Genomic DNA, 17,680 nt, shown 5'->3' on the forward strand with positions numbered 1-17,680 from the left:
CCTGGAACATCACCGTGCAGCCGCGTGATCGCGATGGGGCGACCGGCAGGGGCGATGCCGTCGCCAACGTGGGCGTAGACGTCGCGCTTGGCCCAGCCGCGCCTTGCTTGCTCAGCCCGCTACCAATCCAGCGTTTCCAGAAAGCGCGCGGCCTCGACGTCGCTGCCCAGATAGGCGGCCAGCGACGCGGCGACCGCGTTGCGGGCAGTGGCGCACAGCGCGGCGCTGTCGTCGAATGCGGCATCGCCGAGTTCGGCCATGGTGTTGGCCATGGTCGCCAGACCACCGAATGCGATCTCCAGGCTGGCGGCCAGCGGTCGGGGGCGCCATGCGCCGGCCCCGTGGAACGCGAACAGCACGCCGCCGTTGGCGGTGTCGAGGATGACAGGGTCCGCGCCCTGGTCCGCGATCACCAGCCAGTGGTCGCGCCAGGCGGCAATGGGCTTGCCGTCGATCGCGTTCCAGCGGTAGCCGGCCTGCAGCGCCCACAGCTTGCACAACGGCGGAATGTCGAGCGGGTTGCCGCCGAGTTGTAGCGACAGGCCGGTCGGGCCGGCCGTGGCGTCGTGGATGTCGCCCCATGGCCCCACCTGCGCATAGAAGTCGGCGAGCACCTGTGGCAGCGGCAGCGTGCCCTGCCAGTCGGATGCAGGTTGCGGACGCAGTTCACCCCAGGAGGCGAGCAGCGTGCGGAGGGTGGCGTAGGACATCGGGCGTGTGGCGACAGTCGACCTGAGGCGCATTATGCCCGGCGCGTGTCGTGCGCCGTGTGCGTGATGCCGTGCCGGCAGCGCTTGCAACGGGCACCTGGCGCGTGCGGCGCTGCGGCCGACGACAGGGCTGGTTGTCCAGCCCGATGTTCTGCGCCGCGCTGGCTTGCGGCACGTGGACCAGCTCGTACGACACCTGCCGCGACGCTTCGCCGTGCTGCAGGTTGGCCGCCTGCACGTGTACGAAATCGGCGATATCGGTGATCGAGATGGCCTGCCGTTCGCCGTACTGGCGCAGCGTCTGGCCGCGCAGGCCCGGTTGCAGTGCGCGACGCGGCAGCGCGCTGCCGTCGGGCGCAGGGTCGGGGTCCCAATGCAGGCGCACATCGGACCGCTGGACCGCGTCTTTCTATGCGGCCTGACTGGCGAAGCGCGCCGGATCGAATGTCGACGGGGCCGTGGCACGCAGTAGGGGGTCGAAGCAGGCGCGTGGCAGCCGGATCGCCAGGATCCGCTCCTGTCATTGCTTCCGCGCCCAACCGGCGCGGGACATCATCCACAGAAAATTCGGCTTGATCCAGCTCATCCGGTCGTAGCTGAACTCGTCGCCGAAGCGCTGGTGGTCCAGGGCGAACTGCGCAATCGCAGGGCGATCCACCTGGTAGACATCGATCGCATCGGTGTCGAAGCACGACAGGACGTCACGGCCCTGGCGCGGCCAAGTGAGCCGCAAGGCAGCGCAGGGAAGGGGATGCGGCGTCGCGCAGCCTACGTCGTCGCAGCAACGTCGTCGATCCGCTGCCGCGTCTCCCGTGCCGGCCGGACGCCGCGCGATGCGTTCGCCTGGATCGGGACGCCAGCCGTAACGCCTCCTGTCAGGGCTGAAGCCTCGACGGCAGGCGCGTTTGCGCGGAGGTGCTTGCCGCCGTGAGAGCGGCGCTGACTTCCTGTGGGATCCAGTTGCCCGCCGGCGTCGTCGAAAGGCATGCCCAGCGGGACACGCAACGAGCAGGGCCGATCCATGCAGCGCCCTGGGTGCTTTCGCGCGTGCGGCCGCACTGAATCACTCAGCCTGCGCTCGCCTCCAGACTCGCGCGCTGAGACCCGCACTGGCTACCCTGGCGCACCCCGTTCCTCGGAGCCCCCCATGAGCCGACGTTCCGGCAGCGCCGATCTGCCCCTGCATGGCGGTCGCGTGCCGCACTGGCTGGGCGCGCGCATGACCCGGCTCGGCGCGGTGATGTGCCAGGCCATCGTGCACAGCTATGGCCGCGACGAATTGCTGCGGCGCCTGGCGCATCCGTTCTGGTTCCAGTCGCTGGGGGCGGTGATGGGCATGGACTGGCATTCCTCCGGCATCACCACCAGCGTACTGGGCGCGCTCAAGCGCGGCCTGGCGCCGCTGTCCGGCGAACTGGGCATCCACGTGTGCGGCGGCCGTGGGCGGCATTCGCGGGCCACGCCGGACGAACTGCAGGCGGTGGGCGAGCGCACCGGCCTGGACGGCGCGGAACTGGCGCGGGTCAGCCGCCTGGTGGCCAAGGTCGACAGCGCCGCGGTGCAGGACGGCTTCGACCTGTACCTGCACGGTTTCATCGTCAGCGACGACGGGCGCTGGGTGGTGGTGCAGCAGGGCATGCACGGTGGGCGCAAGCAGGCACGCCGCTACCACTGGCTGTCGGAAGGCCTGAGCAGCTTCGTCGATGCACCGCATGCGGCGATCGACGGCCCGCGCCAGGGCCGCATCGTCAATCTCGCCGATCATCGCGCCGCCGCCGCGCGTGCGGCGCAGGTGGAGCTGTTGCAGACGCTGGCACCGGAGCGCATCGCCCGCGAATACGCCGCGCTGGAGGCCGCGCAGACGCCGGCATCGGCCGCCACGGCGCCGACCCACGCCGCGCAGGGGCGGGGCGCCACCGCGCCGGCCGCCGATGCGCTGTTCGCGGAGACCGGCGACCTGTTCGCGCCGGCGGCCGCCACGGTGCCCGAGCGCCGGCCGGCCGACCTGCCGCATCTGTCGCTGCCCGAACACCACGACGTGCGCGGTAGCGACATCGTAGTGCGGCGACTGCACGGTGCGCTGGCCGCCGCTGCCGAATGCGGGCCGCGCGATTTCGCCGACCTGCTGCAGGTGCCGGGCGTTGGTGCGCGCACGGTGCGCGCGCTGGCGCTGGTGGCCGAGGTGCTGCACGGCGTGCCGTGCCGTTTCAGCGATCCGGCACGGTTCTCGCTGGCCCATGGCGGCAAGGACCGGCATCCGTTCCCGGTGCCGACGCGGGTCTACGACCACACCATCGGCGTGCTCAAGACGGCGGTGGCGCAGGCCAAGCTGGGCCGCGAAGAGAAACTGGACGCGATCCGCCGCCTGGACGCGCAGGCGCGCCTGCTCGAACCGGCCGCGCGCGGGCCGTCGGTGGACGACTACATCGCCGAAGAGCGCGCGCAATCGCACGCCTATGGCGGGCGCAGCGTGTTCGGCTGGGAGCCTGCGCCGGAGGCTGTGGCGGAGAGACGCACCGCACGCGCAAAGTAAGAGCTCGGCTAGTGGCCTGGGTACGACGCGATCGAACCGGCTGTCGGGTGTCGTGCAGGCGTCGACGGCGATTCGCCCGCGATGCGCCAGTCCATCTGCGCAACCGACCTCGTTGCAGTCGGGACTGAAGTCCCTCCCACAAGCAGGGACTTGTGGTCAGCGTTGCCGTCGGCACTCGCGCAGAAGATCACGGTTGCGCCTCTCCGGGAGTCCGCTGTCATGCCATAGTGCTGGTCGGAGGAGGGGACGCGGTCTGAGCGCGTGCCAGGTTCCTCCCGTTCGAGCGATCGCCCGTATCATGGCCGCCCCGGCGCACGGTGTCGGTGGCTCCGAACGACGCGTACGCCGAAGGACGTTTTCCCCAGCATGTGGTCTGCCATCAGCAACTTCGGCGACGCGGCGATGACGCTGCCGCTCGGGCTCGTCTGCGCACTGTGGCTGGCGCTGGGTAGCGCGGGATGGCGTGCCGCGGCGACGTGGCTTGGCCTGCTGGCGAGCGCCGCCGCCCTGGTCGGGGCGACCAAGATTCTCTACGCCGGCTGTGGGGTGGAACTGCGCGCGCTGCAGTTCCGGGTGATCAGTGGACACACCATGCTCGCCGCCTGCGTATGGCCGATGGCCTGCATGCTGTGCCTGCGCGCGCGTCCGCGGCCGCGGCTGGCGATCGCCTGCGGTTTCGCCATCGCCAGCGTGATCGCCATTGCCCGCGTCTACGCGCGAGCGCACAGCCTGTCCGAGGTCGCGGCCGGTGTGGTGGTCGGGACGGCGGCGACGGCGTGCTATCTGCAGTGGCGCGGTGCGCCGCAGCTGCCCGCGCGCCTGCGCATGTACGCCATCGTGTCGGTGGTCCTGGTCGGCGCGTTGATGTACGGACGACACGCGCCGATCCAGCATGCCATCCAGACCTATTCGCCGGCGTTGTGCGGTCGCGACAGCTGATGGCGCCGTCTTCCGCGTGCAGGCATATGCACGTGCGCTTCGCCTGTCGTATGCCTGCTCTTGACCTGCGCGTTGCTACACCCGGAGCCGATGGCCGTCGTGGCCGCTTTCAGGAGATGTATCGATGCCGGAGCAATCCACCACCACCCGTGCGCGCCGCGCCAAGCGCGAAGGCAAGGCCGGCACGACCCAGGCCGGCGAGTTCGTGCGCGAGGAAATCGACCGCGTGCGCGAGGGCAAGACCCAGGTGAAGTCGACCAAGCAGGCGATCGCCATCGGCCTGTCCAAGGCGCGCCGCGCCGGGGTCAAGACCGGCGCGTCGAAGACCGCGTCGAAAGCCACCAGGAAGAAGGTTGCGCAGGAAGAGGCCAAGGGCGGCAAGCAGGCCAAGCCGTCGCCAACGCGCTCGCGCGGCGCCAAGAAGGCGCTGAAGACCGCCAGCAAGGGCAAGAGCGCAACGCAGACGGTGGGCAGCGAGGCGCTGTCGACACAGACCAAGCGCGCAGCGAAGAAGCGCAGTGCCAGCAGCCGCTCGGCCGCGGCGAAGAAGGCCGCGCAGACCAAGGGGGCGACGGTGCGCAAGAGCGCGGCCAAGAAGGCCGCGAAGACCCGGGCCAAACAGGCCGGCACGCGGACGGCCGCCGCGAAGAAGATCTCGGCGAAGACCGCTTCGGCCAGGAAGGCGCCGGCCAAGAAGGCCGCGAGCAAGAAGGCGGCGAGCAAGAAGGCGGCGAGCAAGACTTCTTCGGCAAAGAAGACTGCGACCAAGAAGGCTGCGACGAAGAAGACGGCATCGAAGAAGACGGCATCCAGGAAGACAGCGTCGAAAAAGTCGACGGCGAAAACCTCGGTCGCCAGGAAGACGCCAGCGAAGAAGAGCGCATCCAGCAAGCGTAAGACCGGCAAGCGCGCAGGCAAGACATCGTCCGCGCGCACACGCAGTTCGCGCTCGAGCGGCTAGTCGCTCCATGGCGCGCGGCGGCGGATGCCACCGCCGCGCGTCGACGCATCCGCGATCGGCGCGACTCGCCGGGGTCTTACAGTTCGGTGTACTTGGTGATGCGGCCCTTGGCGCGCTCCACCGGATACTTGGCGGCGTTGGCCAGCATCTTGCGTTGCGCGGCGTCGATCAGATCGATCTCCAGCTTGTCGCACAACTGGACCAGATACAGCAGCACGTCGGCGATCTCACTGCCGACCTGCTGCTTTTTTTCTGCAGACAGTTGCCGGCTTTGCGCATCGTCCAGCCACTGGAAGTGCTCCAGCAATTCCGCCGCTTCCACCGACAGCGCCGCGGCGAGATTGCGCGGACTGTGGAACTGACCCCAGTCGCGGGCGTCGGCGAAGGCGCGCTGGGCGGCCTGCAGGTCGTGGAGGCTGTCGGGCATGGCATCGGCTCGCAGTGGGGACGGCGCATGGTAAAGCAGTAACCACGCGCGCAGGCACTGCGGTCGCGACATCGGACTCACGGCGTGGTCACCGACGATGCACGGCATCGGCGGCGACACTGCGGGCACGTGTTCGCAGACGAAAGGACCTACCCATGCAAGCTCTGACCTATCACGGCACCCGGGACGTGCGCGTGGAAACCGTTCCCGACCCGGTGCTGGTCGAGACCGACGACATCATCCTGCGCGTCACCGCCACCGCGATCTGCGGCTCGGACCTGCATCTGTACCGCGGCAAGATTCCCGATCTGCACACCGGCGACGTGCTCGGGCACGAGTTCATGGGCGTGGTGGAAGACGTCGGCCCGGACGTGCAGCGGGTGAAGAAGGGCGACCGCGTGGTGATCCCGTTCGTGATCGCCTGCGGCGAATGCTTCCATTGCCGCCTGACCGAATATGCCGCCTGCGAGACCACCAACACCGGCAAGGGCGCGGCGCTGAACCAGAAGGGCATCCGCCCGCCGGCGGCGCTGTTCGGCTACAGCCATCTGTACGGCGGCGTGGCCGGTGGCCAGGCGGAGTACGTGCGCGTGCCCAAGGCCAATGTCGGCCCGTTGGTGGTGCCGGACGTGCTGCACGACGAGCAGGTGCTGTTCCTGTCCGACATCCTGCCCACCGGCTACCAGGCCGCGGTCAACGCGGGCGTGCGTCAGGGCAGTACCGTGGCGATCTTCGGCGCCGGCCCGGTCGGGCTGATGACCGCGGCCTGCTGCCGCATGCTCGGCGCCGAGCGGATCTTCGTGGTCGATCGCTATGCGTACCGGCTCGACTTCGCCCAGCGCACCTACGGGGTGATTCCGCTGAACTTCGAGGAGATCGACGATCCGGCCGACATCATCGTCGGCCAGACCGACGGGCGTGGCGTGGACGCCAGCATCGACGCGGTGGGCTTCGAAGCCAAGGGCAGCACGGTGGAGACGGTGATGGCCACGCTGAAGCTGGAAGGCAGCAGCGGCACGGCGCTGCGCCAGTGCATCGCCGCCACCCGCCGCGGTGGCACGGTCAGCGTGCCGGGCGTGTATGCCGGTTTCATCCACGGTTTCCTGTTCGGCGACGCCTTCGACAAGGGGCTGAGCTTCAAGATGGGCCAGACCCATGTGCAGCGTTTCATGCCCGAACTGCTGGAGCACATCGGCGAGGGCCGGCTGCGGCCCAACGAGATCATCACCCACCGCCTGAGCCTGGCCGAGGCGGCGCAGGGGTATTCGATCTTCGACAAGAAGGAGCAGGACTGCCGCAAGGTGATCCTGACGCCGTGACCGGGGTGTGGCCGGGTGCCCCATGGCGGGTCACCCGGGCCCGCGCCTGAAGGTGTCGGAACGGGCGTAAAGCATGGTGCGTTGCACCACCTGCGAGGCGGTCCTGCGCGCCTGGGCATGGGCGTTCGGCCTGCCTGGCGCGAGTGGGGGACATAGCGCCAACCGTCCGTCGCGAGCAGGTGAAGATTTCACACCTCCTTCACCTTGCTCCGATGTAGACGCGCCGCCCCGAGGCTCGGGATAAGTTTTTCCCGCCGTCGCTGTCAGGCGGCCAAGCGGGAGTGGCCCGTCCGCTTCTTGTCAAGTGCGTGACAAGCTTTTTGACCACGAATCAATGACTTGGATGTTCCGGTGCGGTGAGGGTGGCATCGGCGGCTTGTCCACAGGGGGTGTGGATGACTTCTGCATAAGGTTGTGGATAAGGCCGATGCCGGCCCGTGACACAACAGTGTCAAGAGGGGTGGCGAAAAATTGACCAAGCGATTTTGCGGCCGCCAGTGGGCCGCACCTTGGGGCCTGTGCCGTGACCTCGCAGGGGGCATATCCAGGTCGCGGTCGGGGCGGTGGCGACGGGCGCCGATCGCCTCGCGGTCGTATCGGTGCCTGTGCGGCACGGCAGTCCGGAGCACGCGCGGGGGCGACCATCAGGCGAGGGTGTGGCTGTCCCGAGGCGATCGCGTCGCCGCGTGCCGAAGATCCTGGATCGTGACCAGCGTGTGGCCCCGGGTTCCGCGTGAAGCCGGCGCCCTGTCAGCTTTTCCCGGCATCGCCATGGCGCCAGCCGTGCGGCGCCATGGCGGAAACCGCTGCCCTTGCTCAGGCCAGCAGGCGCAGCTTCGGCTCGCGGCTCCACTGCCGGGTCTTGGCCGCGGTCACGAAGCCCTTGCTGTCGCTGGCCTCGACCACCCCGGCGTCCTTCTGCACATTGCCGGCCTTCAGCAGCGGCTGCGCGCCGGCGTCGGCGGCGATCGCCTTGAGGTGGGCGAAGGCGTTGCTGACGAAGTCGATGGCCGCCGACTCCTTGCTCAGCCGCTTGCCGGCCTCGGCCGACAGCACCACCGCCACCGCGTCGAACACGAACGAGGGTGTGCCGGCCAGCTGGCCGTCGGCGGCCAGGCGTTTGCCGTCGCTGAGGACGGCGCCGCCGAGCTTGGGAGCGACGATCTTGACCGCCGCGCCGGCGTCGGTGGCGGCCTTGCGCAGGTCGCGCACCAGTTTCGCGTCCGAGCCCTCGTCGATCAGGATGCCGATCGCGCGGCCCTGCAGGGTCGGCTTCATGCGGCCGATGAGCTGCAGCGCCGGCGACAGCGGCAGGTCCTGCGGCGCGACCGCGGCCGGCGGCGCCGGCGGCAGCGCGTCCAGGCCCAGGCCGTCGGCGACGCGTTGCGCCAGCTTGGGATCGACGTGGCGCAGGTGCCCGACCACCGCCTCGCGCACGTGCGCGGTGTCGACCTTGGACAGCTCGAACACCAGCGCCGAGGCCACGTGCGCCTGTTCCGGCTGCGTCTGGCTGCGGTAGAACATCCGCGCCTGGCTGTAGTGGTCGGCGAAGCTCTCGGCACGCACGCGGCCCTTGGCGCCGTCGTCGGGCTGGGTGCGGTGGCTGACGAAGCCGCGCGCGGTCTCGCGCGGGCTGTCGGCCTGCAGCGAGCTGGGTTCGTAGGCGACGCGGCCCTTGGGCACGCCCATCTGCATGTGGCCGTCGCGCTGCATGTTGGCGAACGGGCACTTCGGCGCGTTGATCGGCAACTGGTGGAAGTTCGGCCCGCCCAGGCGGCTGAGCTGGGTGTCCAGGTACGAGAACAGGCGGCCCTGCAGCAGCGGGTCGTTGGAGAAGTCGATGCCGGGCACGATGTTGGCCGGGCAGTACGCCACCTGCTCGGTCTCGGCGAAGAAGTTGTCCGGCCAGCGGTCCAGCACCATGCGCCCGACGATCTGCAGCGGCACCAGTTCCTCCGGGATCAGCTTGGTGGCGTCCAGATGGTCGAACGGGAAGGCGTCGGCCTGTTCCTGGGTGAACAACTGCACGCCCAGTTCCCATTCCGGGAAGTCGCCGCGTTCGATCGCCTCGAACAGGTCGCGGCGGTGGAAGTCCGGGTCGGCGCCGGCCAGCTTCACCGCCTCGTCCCAGATCGTGGACTGCAGGCCGAGCTTGGGCCGCCAGTGGAACTTGACGAACGTGCTGCGGCCCTCGGCGTCGAGCAGGCGGAAGCTGTGGATGCCGAAGCCTTCCATCATGCGCAGCGAGCGCGGGATGGTGCGGTCGCTCATCGCCCACATGATCATGTGCAGCGATTCGGGCATCAGCGAGACGAAGTCCCAGAACGTGTCGTGTGCGCTGGCCGCCTGCGGAAAGCCGCGGTCCGGCTCCATCTTCACCGCGTGGATCAGGTCGGGGAACTTCAGCGCGTCCTGGATGAAGAACACCGGGATGTTGTTGCCCACCAGGTCCCAGTTGCCTTCCTTGGTGTAGAACTTGACCGCGAAGCCGCGCACGTCGCGCGGCGTGTCCACCGAGCCGGCGCCGCCGGCGACGGTGGAGAAGCGGGTGAACACCGGGGTCTTCACTCCGACCTCGGTGAGCAGCGCGGCGGTGGTGTACTTGGCCAGCGACTTGGTCAGTTCGAAGTAGCCGTGTGCGGCGCTGCCGCGTGCGTGCACAATGCGTTCGGGAATGCGCTCGTGGTCGAAGTGGGTGATCTTCTCGCGCAGGATGAAGTCTTCCAGCAACGTCGGCCCGCGCGGCGTGGCGCGCAGCGAGTTCTGGTTGTCGGCGACCGGAATGCCCTGATTGGTGGTCAGCGGCGGATGCGTGCCGCCGGCCTGCTGGTGCAGTTCGTCGCCATGGCCGCGCTGATCGGCGGGCGCGGCGGTGGACGTGGGGGCGGTGGACGATGCGGAATCGCTGGGCGTGCGCTTGCGGCTGGCCATGGGAGATCGCTCCGGTGCGTGGCGGAAGAAGGCGTCGCGGTGGGGTGCCCGGTGCGTGAGGATGCGGGCGCGGCGGAAGTCCCGATCCTGGGCGGCGCGGCGTGAACGAGCCGTGCAACGCGCCGCATCGCGCGCACTTGTCTACCTCGGTACGCGCACTGCGCACGCATAAAAAAACCCAGCCTCGCGCACGAGGCTGGGTCTCGGGTGCAGCGTCGAACGAGAACGCGGCTCAGACCACCGCGTCTTCCTTGTACGCATCCACCGGGATGCACGCGCACATCACGTTCTTGTCGCCGTACACGTTGTCCACGCGCGCCACCGGCGGCCAGTACTTCTGCTGCTTCAGCGTCGGCAGCGGGAACGCGGCCAGCTCGCGCGGGTAGGCGTGGGTCCACTCGCTGGCGGTGACCTGCGCGGCGGTGTGCGGGGCGTGCTTGAGCGGGTTGTCCTCGCGGTCCAGGCGGCCGTCCTCGATCGCGGCGATCTCCTCGCGGATCTGGATCATCGCGTCGATGAAACGGTCCAGCTCGTGCTGCGATTCGCTCTCGGTCGGCTCCACCATCAGCGTGCCGGCGACCGGGAAGCTCAGCGTCGGCGCGTGGAAGCCGAAGTCGATCAGGCGCTTGGCGATGTCCTCGGCGCCGATGCCGCTGGTCTTCTCCAGCGGGCGCACGTCGAGGATGCACTCGTGCGCGACCAGGCCATTGCGGCCGGTGTACAGCGTCTTGTAGTACGGCGCCAGGCGCTTGGCGATGTAGTTGGCGTTGAGCAGCGCGACCTGGGTGGCCTTGCGCAGCCCGCTGTTGCCCATCATGGTGATGTACATCCAGCTGATCGGCAGGATCGAGGCGCTGCCGAAGCTGGCGGCGCTGACCATGCCGACCTCGCCGTCGCCGCCCAGGGTCTTGGGCAGGTACGGCGCCAGATGCGCCTTCACCGCGCAAGGGCCGACGCCGGGGCCGCCGCCGCCGTGCGGGATGCAGAAGGTCTTGTGCAGGTTCAGGTGCGACACGTCCGAGCCCCACTTGCCGGGCTTGGCCAGGCCGACCAGCGCATTCATGTTGGCGCCGTCGGTGTAGACCTGGCCGCCGTGCGCGTGCACCGCTTCGCAGATCGCCACCACGTCTTCCTCGAACACGCCGTGGGTGGACGGGTAGGTGATCATCAACGCGGCTAGGCGGTCCGAATACTTCTCGGCCTTGGCGCGGATGTCGGCGACGTCGACGTTGCCGTTGCCGTCGCACTTGGTCACCACCACGGTCATGCCGCACATCTGCGCCGAGGCCGGGTTGGTGCCGTGCGCCGATTCGGGGATCAGGCAGATGTCGCGGTGGCCTTCGCCGCGGGCGCGGTGATAGGCGCGGATCGCCAGCAGGCCGGCGTACTCGCCCTGCGCGCCGGAGTTGGGCTGCAGGCTGACCGCGTCGTAGCCGGTGCACTCGACCAGCATCGCTTCCAGTTCGTCGATCAGCTGCTTGTAGCCGACGCTCTGCTCGGCCGGGGCCAGCGGATGGATCGCGCCGAACTGCGGCCAGGTCACCGGGATCATCTCGGCGGTGGCGTTGAGCTTCATGGTGCAGCTGCCCAGCGGGATCATGGTGCGATCCATCGCCAGGTCCTTGTCGGCCAGCGCGCGCATGTAGCGCAACAGTTCGTGCTCGCTGTGGTGGGTGTTGAACACCGGATGCTGCAGGAACGCGCTGTGCCGCAGCAACTGCGGCGGCAGCGCATCGGCGGTGGCGGCGTCGAGCGCGTCCACGTCGGCCTGCGCGCCGAACAGCTGCGCCAGCGCGACCACGTCGGCGCGGGTGGCGGTCTCGTCCAGGCTGATGCCCAGCGACGCGCTGTCGATCGCGCGCAGGTTGATGCCGGCCGCACGCGCCTTGGCGTGGATGGCCTCGGCATCGACGCCGGTGACGTGCAGGGTGTCGAAGAAGCGCTCGCCGACGGCGACGCCGGCGCCGCGCAGCGCCGCGGCGAGGATCGCGGCCAGGCGGTGGGTACGGCGGGCGATGCGCACCAGGCCCTCGGGGCCGTGGTACACCGCGTACATCGAGGCCATCACCGCCAGCAGCACCTGCGCGGTGCAGATGTTGGAGGTGGCCTTCTCGCGGCGGATGTGCTGCTCGCGGGTTTGCAGGGTGAGGCGATAGGCGGGGTTGCCGGCGGCGTCGATCGACACGCCGATCAGGCGGCCCGGCATCGAACGCTTGTAGGCGTCGCGGCAGGCCATGAACGCGGCATGCGGGCCGCCGAAGCCGAACGGCACGCCGAAGCGCTGCGAGTTGCCGACGACGATGTCCGCACCCCATTCGCCGGGGGCGGCGATCAGGGTCAGCGCGAGCAGGTCGGTGGCGACGGCGACCAGGCCGCCTTGCGCATGCACCGCGTCCGCCAGCGCCTGGTGATCACCGATGTGGCCGAAGCTGTCCGGATACTGCAGCAGCACGCCGAAGCACTCGGCCTGCAGCGCTTCCTCCGGCGTGCCCACGCGCAGCACGATGCCCAGCGGCTCGGCGCGGGTGCGCAGCAGTTCCAGGGTCTGCGGGTGCACCGCGTCGTGCACGAAGAAGGTGTCGGACCTGGACTTGGCCGAGCGCTTGGCCAGGGTCATCGCCTCGGCCGCGGCGGTGGCTTCGTCCAGCAGCGAGGCGTTGGCGATTTCCATGCCGGTGAGGTCGGCGCACATGGTCTGGAAGTTGATCAGCGCTTCCATGCGGCCCTGCGAGATCTCCGCCTGGTACGGCGTGTAGGCGGTGTACCAGGCCGGGTTCTCGAGGATGTTGCGCAGGATCACCTTCGGCGTGTGGGTGCCGTAGTAGCCCTGGCCGATGAAGCTGCGGAACACGGTGTTCTTGTCGGCGATGGCGCGGATCTTGGCCAGCGCCTCCTCCTCGGTGATGGCGTCGGGCAACGCCAGCGCGGCGGGCGACTTGATGTTGCCGGGCACGATGGCGTCGGTCATCGCCTCCAGCGAGTCGTGGCCGACGGTGCGCAGCATGTGCGCGATCTCGGCGTCGTTCGGGCCGATGTGGCGCTCGATGAAGGCGCAGTGGTGTTCGAGGTCGCGCAGCGAAGAGGTGTGAGACATGGCAGTCGTCCGGCTGAGGAAGGCACGAGGAGGCGGGGACGCGCGCAAGGCCGTCGTCGGGCCGCAGCGGCGGGCACGATCGACGGGAAGCACGCGTCTTCCCAATGCCCCTCTGTCCTTTTGCCTGAGAGTTTGGAAGCGGCGGCTGGCGCTGCGCTTCGTGCCCCTTCGGCGCCGGGTTTGACCGGTCTCTCCAGAGTCTTGGTGCGGGTGGTATCGGGCCTGAGCGATTACGGGCGTTTGCGCCTTCGGCAGCGGGTCGCCCCGCTTCTCCCACCTTGCTGCGCCGCGATTATAACGTGGCCGGCGGCGCCCACGGCGTGCCGCACGCACCCACGCCAGCCTGAATGGGCAAGCCGCGGCGGATGCGCGCCTGCGGCCGCAGCGCGTATCATGGCCGCACTCCCTTTTCTCGCGCCCGTCCATGCCGGACGGCGTCGCCGCGCGTGCGCCCGTCCTGCGGCCGCCGCGGCCGGCTTTCAGGATGATGTCCCCATGACGCTCCCGTCCGTGTCCACACGCCGCATGGCCCTGTTGCTGGCCGGGCTGGCGATGTTCGGTCCGTTCTCCATCGACACGATCTTCCCGGCGTTCCCGCAGCTGGCGCAGCGCCTGCATGCCGATCCGGTGGCGATCCAGCAGACGGTGAGCGTGTACCTGCTGGCCTACGCGCTGATGGGCCTGGCCCACGGGCCGCTGTCCGACGCGTTGGGACGGCGCCGGGTGATCGTGGCCGGGCTGGTCGTGTTCATCCTGGCCTCGGCCGGCTGTGCGCTGTCGCGCGACCTGCCGACCCTGCTGGTGTTCCGCGCGCTGCAGGGCGTCTCGGCCGGCGTCGGCATGATCGTCGGTCGCGCGGTGATCCGCGATCTGTTCCACGGCGACGATGCGCAGCGGCTGATGAGCCAGGTGTCGATGATCTTCGGCATCGCCCCGACGATCGCGCCGGTCATCGGCGGCTGGATCCTGGGCAGCGGCCGCGGCTGGCCGACGATCTTCTGGTTCCTGGTCGGCTTCTCCTCGCTGTTGCTGGTCGCGACCCTGCGCTGGATGCCGGAGACGCATCCGCCGCAGGCGCGGACGCCGCTGGCGCCGCGCACGCTGCTGCGCGACTACATCGGCATCGCGCTGAATCCGCGGTTCCAGCGGCTGGCCGCGGCCGGCGCGTTCAATTTCGGCGGGGTGTTCCTGTACATCGCCTCGGCGCCGGTGTTCATGATCGACCTGCTGGGCAAGACCGAGCGCGACTTCGCCTGGCTGTTCCTGCCCACCATCGGCGGCATGACCCTGGGCGCGTTCCTGTCCGGGCGCATGGCCGGGCGGCTGGGGCCGATGCGCCAGGTGCGCTTCGGCTTCGTCTGCTGCGGCCTGTCGATGGCCGGCAACATCGCCTACACCGCGCTGGCGCCTGCCATCGCGCTGCCGTGGGCGGTGCTGCCGATCTTCTTCGCCGGCCTGGGCACCGCGCTGATCTTCCCGATCCTGGCGCTGGCGGTGCTGGACATGTACCCGCGCCAGCGCGGGCTGGCCTCCTCGCTGCAGGCCTTCACCCAGTTGATGGTGACCGTGCTGGTGGCCGGGGTGCTGTCGCCGCTGCTCAGCGGCCATGCCCTGCACCTGGCGCTGGGTTCGGGCGCGTTCTTCCTGCTCGGCTGGGGCTTCTGGCGTTGGGAGCGGCGCAGCGGCAAGCGCCTGCCGCGGCCGGATGCGCAGGTGCCGCGGCTGGAACCGGCCGACCCGCTGTGAGCATCGCCGCGGTTGGGCTATCGTCGTCGGGTCATCGTTGAGGAAACCGCATGTCCATCCAGTCCAAGCAGCGCCGCGACCTGCGCAAGAAGCTGGCCGAGCGCCTGCGCCACCGCGCCGAGGGCGCCGCGCCGGCCGCGCCCATCGAACCGCATGCGGAACTGCGCGACCAGCAGCGCACCTTGCTGGCCGGCATCGTGCGCCGCGACGGCGAGTGGGTGCTGGGCATGGACGGGCGCATCGCCGGGCAGAGCGAGAGCGCCGCGCAGGTGCTCTCGCTGATCATGCAGGCGGCGGAGCTGCACGAGCGCGCCGGCACGCCGGTGCGGTTGATGTACTCGGACGCGCTGAAGGACGCGGCGCAGGCCGATGCGCAGGCGCAGGGCCTGAGCTTCGAGGAGTTCAAGACGCGCCACGCCCAGGTCATGCGTCGCGACGACGGCGCGGCGGCTCCGGCCTGAGGCATGGGCCAGAGCGCCGGCCAGGCTGCGCAGGAGGCCGTGTCGCTGGCGCGGGTGCGGCGCCGCGACGGCATCGCGCTGATCCAGGCGCACCGCGCCAGCGTCGCCCTGCATCACCCGTGGACCTACCCGTTCACCGATGTGCCTGGCTTCGAGGCCTGGTACGCGCAGACTCTGGACGGCAGCAACATCGCCCTGCTGGCGCGCGAACGCAGCAGCGGCGCGCTCGCCGGCCTGTTCACCTTCAGCCAGGTGGTCGGCGGCTGCTTCCAGAGCGCCTACCTCGGCTACCACGCCATGGCCGGCTGCGAAGGCCGCGGACTGATGACGCATGCGCTGCGCCTATGCGTGGCCTACGCCTTCGCCGAACTGGGCCTGCACCGGGTGGAAGCCAACATCCAGCCGGACAACACCCGCTCGCTGGCGCTGGCGCAGCGCGCCGGCTTCCGCCGCGAAGGCTATTCGCCACGCTACCTGCGCATCGGCGGGGTGTGGCGCGACCACGAGCGCTGGGCGCGGTTGGTGGACGACTGAGCTGGCGGTGGCCCATGCGGCTGGCAGCGCTCAATGCCGAGACGGTGGCGTGGTCGGGGCCGGCGTAGGGGATGCGGGCGAGGTGGTTTGCGCCGAGACAGGCGCCGACGCCTCCCATCCGCACATCCGCCCCTGGTTCTGTTGCTTGAGCCACTCCTGCATCGGTGCGAAGTATTCCAGCAGCGGGCCGGCGTCGATGCGCTCGCTGCCGGTCAGTTCCTTGAGCGTGGCCTGCCACGGCTGGCTGGCGCCACGTTGCAGCATCGACCAGAACTTCTGTCCGGCCTCCTTGTTGCCGTAGAAGGTGCACTCGTACAGCGGGCCCTTGTAGCCGGCGGCGTCGCACAGGCTCTTGTAGAACTGGAACTGCAGGATGTGCGAGAGGAAGTAGCGGGTGTAGGGGGTGTTGGCCGGCACGTGGTACTTGGCGCCGGGGTCGAAGAAGTCCTCGCCGCGCGGTGTCGCCGGCGCCACGCCCTGGTACCTGGCCTTCAGCTCCCACCAGGCCTGGTTGTAGCGGTCCGGGGCGATCGAGCCGTCGAACACGCCCCAGCGCCAGCGGTCGATCATCAGCCCGAACGGCAGGAACGCGACCTTGCTCAGGGCCATGCGCATCTGCGCGTTGATCAGCGCCTCGCGGCCGACCTGCGGTGCGTCGACCAGGCCGATCGAATGCAGGTACTGCGGGGTCATCGCCAGCACCACGGTGTCGCCGATGGCTTCGTGGAAGCCGTCGTTGGCACCCGCCTGGAACAGCGGCGGCAGCGGGTTGTAGGCCAGGTCGTAATAGACGTGGCCGAGTTCGTGATAGATGGTGGTGAAGTCCTCTTCGTTCGGCTTGACGCACATCTTGGTGCGCACGTCGCCGGCCATGTCCATGTCCCAGGCGCTAGCGTGGCAGACCACGTCGCGGTCCAGCGGCTTGATGAACTGGCTGCGCGTCCAGTAGCTGTCGGGCAGCCTGGGCATCGCCAGCGAGGTGTAGAAGTCCTGCGCGCGCTCGGTCATCTGCCGCGCGCTGAGCAACTGCGCCTCGCGCTGGGCCATGAACCGCGCTTCCGGCGAGGTGTCGCCGTTGCGCCGCGCCAGCGCCGCGCTCAGGTTGCCCTGGTACTGCCGCTCCAGTGCGTCGGTGATGTCCAGGCTGCCGGCGCCGGGGTAGGGCTGCAGCAGGTCCCACAGGTTGCTCCAGTCCTGCTGCCACATGTTGCCGAGCAGATGGGCTGGCAGCAGGCCGCCGGCCAGTTCGCCCTTGTCCTTGCCGTATTCGGCGTCGAGCTTGCCGCGCGCGTAGCAGTGCAGTTGTTCGTACAGCGGCTTGACCTGGGTCCACAGCCGGTCGGTCTCGGCGGCGAGCTGTGCCGGCGGCATGTCGTAGCCGCTGCGCCACAGTGCGCCGGTGTCGGCGTAGCCCATGTCGCGCGCGCCTTCGTTGACCAGTTCGACGAAGCGCTGGTAATCCTTGCGCATCGGTTGCACGGCGGCGTGCCAGCCCTGCCAGGCATCCAGTTGCTGGTCGTAGTCGCGACTGCGGCGCAGCACGTCCTCCAGTTCGCCCAACTGCCGGCAACGGCGCGCGTCGCCCTCGCCGGTGCAGTAGGACGCGGCACCGTAGGCGCCTTCCATCTTCGTCGCCAGCCCGGCCAGTTCGCCCAGCCGCGCCGGATCGCGTGGCGCCGGCATCGCGGTCATCTGCTGCAGCAGGCGCAGTGCGCGGGCGCTGTCGGCCGACATCGGCTTGCCGTCGTAGCGCCGGGCCTGCGCGATCCAGCCGTTGAGCGTGGTCAGCCAGCGCGCGTTGGCCCTGGCCGCCAGTCGCTCGCTGTCGCCGTTGATGTAGGTCGCCGACAGCCACTGCGCCGCAGTCAGTTCCGGCAGCAGCGCGCGGTACTCCTCGTTGATGCGGGCGACGAACTGGTCGGCGCTCTCGCCCTGGGGCTGGGCCGCGGCGGGGGCGGCGGTCTCGGCCGCGGGTTCCTTGCGGCAGGCGGACAGCGTCAGCAGGCTCGCGCCGAGGCACAGCGC

General features: G+C 69.6%; 11 protein-coding genes, 2 pseudogenes and 1 riboswitch. Of the genes and pseudogenes, 7 read left to right on the top strand and 6 right to left on the bottom strand.

What is annotated here, in order from left to right:
• Nucleotides 1–119: 119 nt before the first annotated feature.
• Nucleotides 120–710 (bottom strand): hypothetical protein, encoded by a 591-nt coding sequence (locus CEK66_RS17765; protein WP_152237795.1) that lies wholly within the window; start codon nt 708–710, stop codon nt 120–122.
• Nucleotides 667–1,443: pseudogene (locus CEK66_RS20705) on the bottom strand (DUF4291 family protein). The gene CEK66_RS17765 and the pseudogene CEK66_RS20705 overlap by 44 nt, the downstream one beginning before the upstream one ends.
• Nucleotides 1,444–1,857: 414 nt before the next feature.
• Here CEK66_RS20705 and CEK66_RS17780 point away from each other — a divergent pair.
• The 3 genes and pseudogenes from CEK66_RS17780 to CEK66_RS20445 form a co-directional block, all read left to right on the top strand.
• Nucleotides 1,858–3,243: a DUF763 domain-containing protein gene (locus CEK66_RS17780; RefSeq protein ID WP_152237798.1), complete on the top strand. Its 1,386-nt coding sequence runs from the start codon at nt 1,858–1,860 to the stop codon at nt 3,241–3,243.
• A 366-nt stretch (nt 3,244–3,609) separates the two neighbouring features.
• Entirely contained in the window at nt 3,610–4,182 is a 573-nt protein-coding gene (locus CEK66_RS17785) for a phosphatase PAP2 family protein (protein ID WP_152237799.1), read from the top strand.
• A 124-nt stretch (nt 4,183–4,306) separates the two neighbouring features.
• Nucleotides 4,307–4,822: pseudogene (locus tag CEK66_RS20445) on the top strand (DUF6496 domain-containing protein); the annotation flags it as partial.
• 397 nt (nt 4,823–5,219) lie between these two features.
• On the opposite strand, the gene CEK66_RS17795 reads toward CEK66_RS20445, so the two are convergent.
• Nucleotides 5,220–5,570, bottom strand: coding sequence for a nucleotide pyrophosphohydrolase (locus tag CEK66_RS17795; RefSeq protein WP_152237801.1), 351 nt, complete (start codon nt 5,568–5,570; stop codon nt 5,220–5,222).
• A gap of 155 nt (nt 5,571–5,725) precedes the next feature.
• On the opposite strand from CEK66_RS17795, the gene CEK66_RS17800 reads away from it, so the two are divergent.
• Nucleotides 5,726–6,889, top strand: a complete 1,164-nt coding sequence (locus tag CEK66_RS17800) for a zinc-dependent alcohol dehydrogenase (RefSeq protein WP_152237802.1) — start codon at nt 5,726–5,728, stop codon at nt 6,887–6,889.
• Nucleotides 6,890–7,705: 816 nt separating this feature from the next.
• On the opposite strand, the gene CEK66_RS17805 is transcribed toward CEK66_RS17800, so the two are convergent.
• A complete protein-coding gene (locus CEK66_RS17805; protein WP_152237803.1) occupies nt 7,706–9,820 on the bottom strand; it encodes a catalase in 2,115 nt (704 codons plus the stop codon).
• Between the two features lie 232 nt (nt 9,821–10,052).
• On the bottom strand, nt 10,053–12,914 hold the full coding sequence (gcvP, locus tag CEK66_RS17810; protein ID WP_148828806.1) for an aminomethyl-transferring glycine dehydrogenase: 2,862 nt from the start codon (nt 12,912–12,914) through the stop codon (nt 10,053–10,055).
• Nucleotides 12,915–13,016: 102 nt separating this feature from the next.
• Nucleotides 13,017–13,121: riboswitch (glycine riboswitch) on the bottom strand.
• Between the two features lie 288 nt (nt 13,122–13,409).
• Between gcvP and CEK66_RS17815 the strand changes: the two genes are divergently transcribed.
• From CEK66_RS17815 to CEK66_RS17825, 3 genes are read left to right on the top strand one after another with little or no spacing between them, the layout of a single operon-like run.
• Nucleotides 13,410–14,660: a multidrug effflux MFS transporter gene (locus tag CEK66_RS17815; RefSeq protein WP_226978669.1), complete on the top strand. Its 1,251-nt coding sequence runs from the start codon at nt 13,410–13,412 to the stop codon at nt 14,658–14,660.
• Nucleotides 14,661–14,710: 50 nt separating this feature from the next.
• A complete protein-coding gene (locus CEK66_RS17820) occupies nt 14,711–15,121 on the top strand; it encodes a hypothetical protein (RefSeq protein ID WP_017910138.1) in 411 nt (136 codons plus the stop codon).
• A gap of 3 nt (nt 15,122–15,124) precedes the next feature.
• On the top strand, nt 15,125–15,655 hold the full coding sequence (locus tag CEK66_RS17825; protein WP_152237804.1) for a GNAT family N-acetyltransferase: 531 nt from the start codon (nt 15,125–15,127) through the stop codon (nt 15,653–15,655).
• Between the two features lie 30 nt (nt 15,656–15,685).
• Here CEK66_RS17825 and CEK66_RS17830 read toward each other — a convergent pair.
• Nucleotides 15,686–17,680: M2 family metallopeptidase (locus CEK66_RS17830; RefSeq protein WP_152237805.1), on the bottom strand; the 1,995-nt coding region annotated here is incomplete at its 5' end.

Source organism: Xanthomonas sp. LMG 12460 (assembly GCF_009192895.1).
In the GTDB taxonomy this organism is placed as follows: Bacteria; Pseudomonadota; Gammaproteobacteria; order Xanthomonadales; family Xanthomonadaceae; genus Xanthomonas_A; species Xanthomonas_A sontii.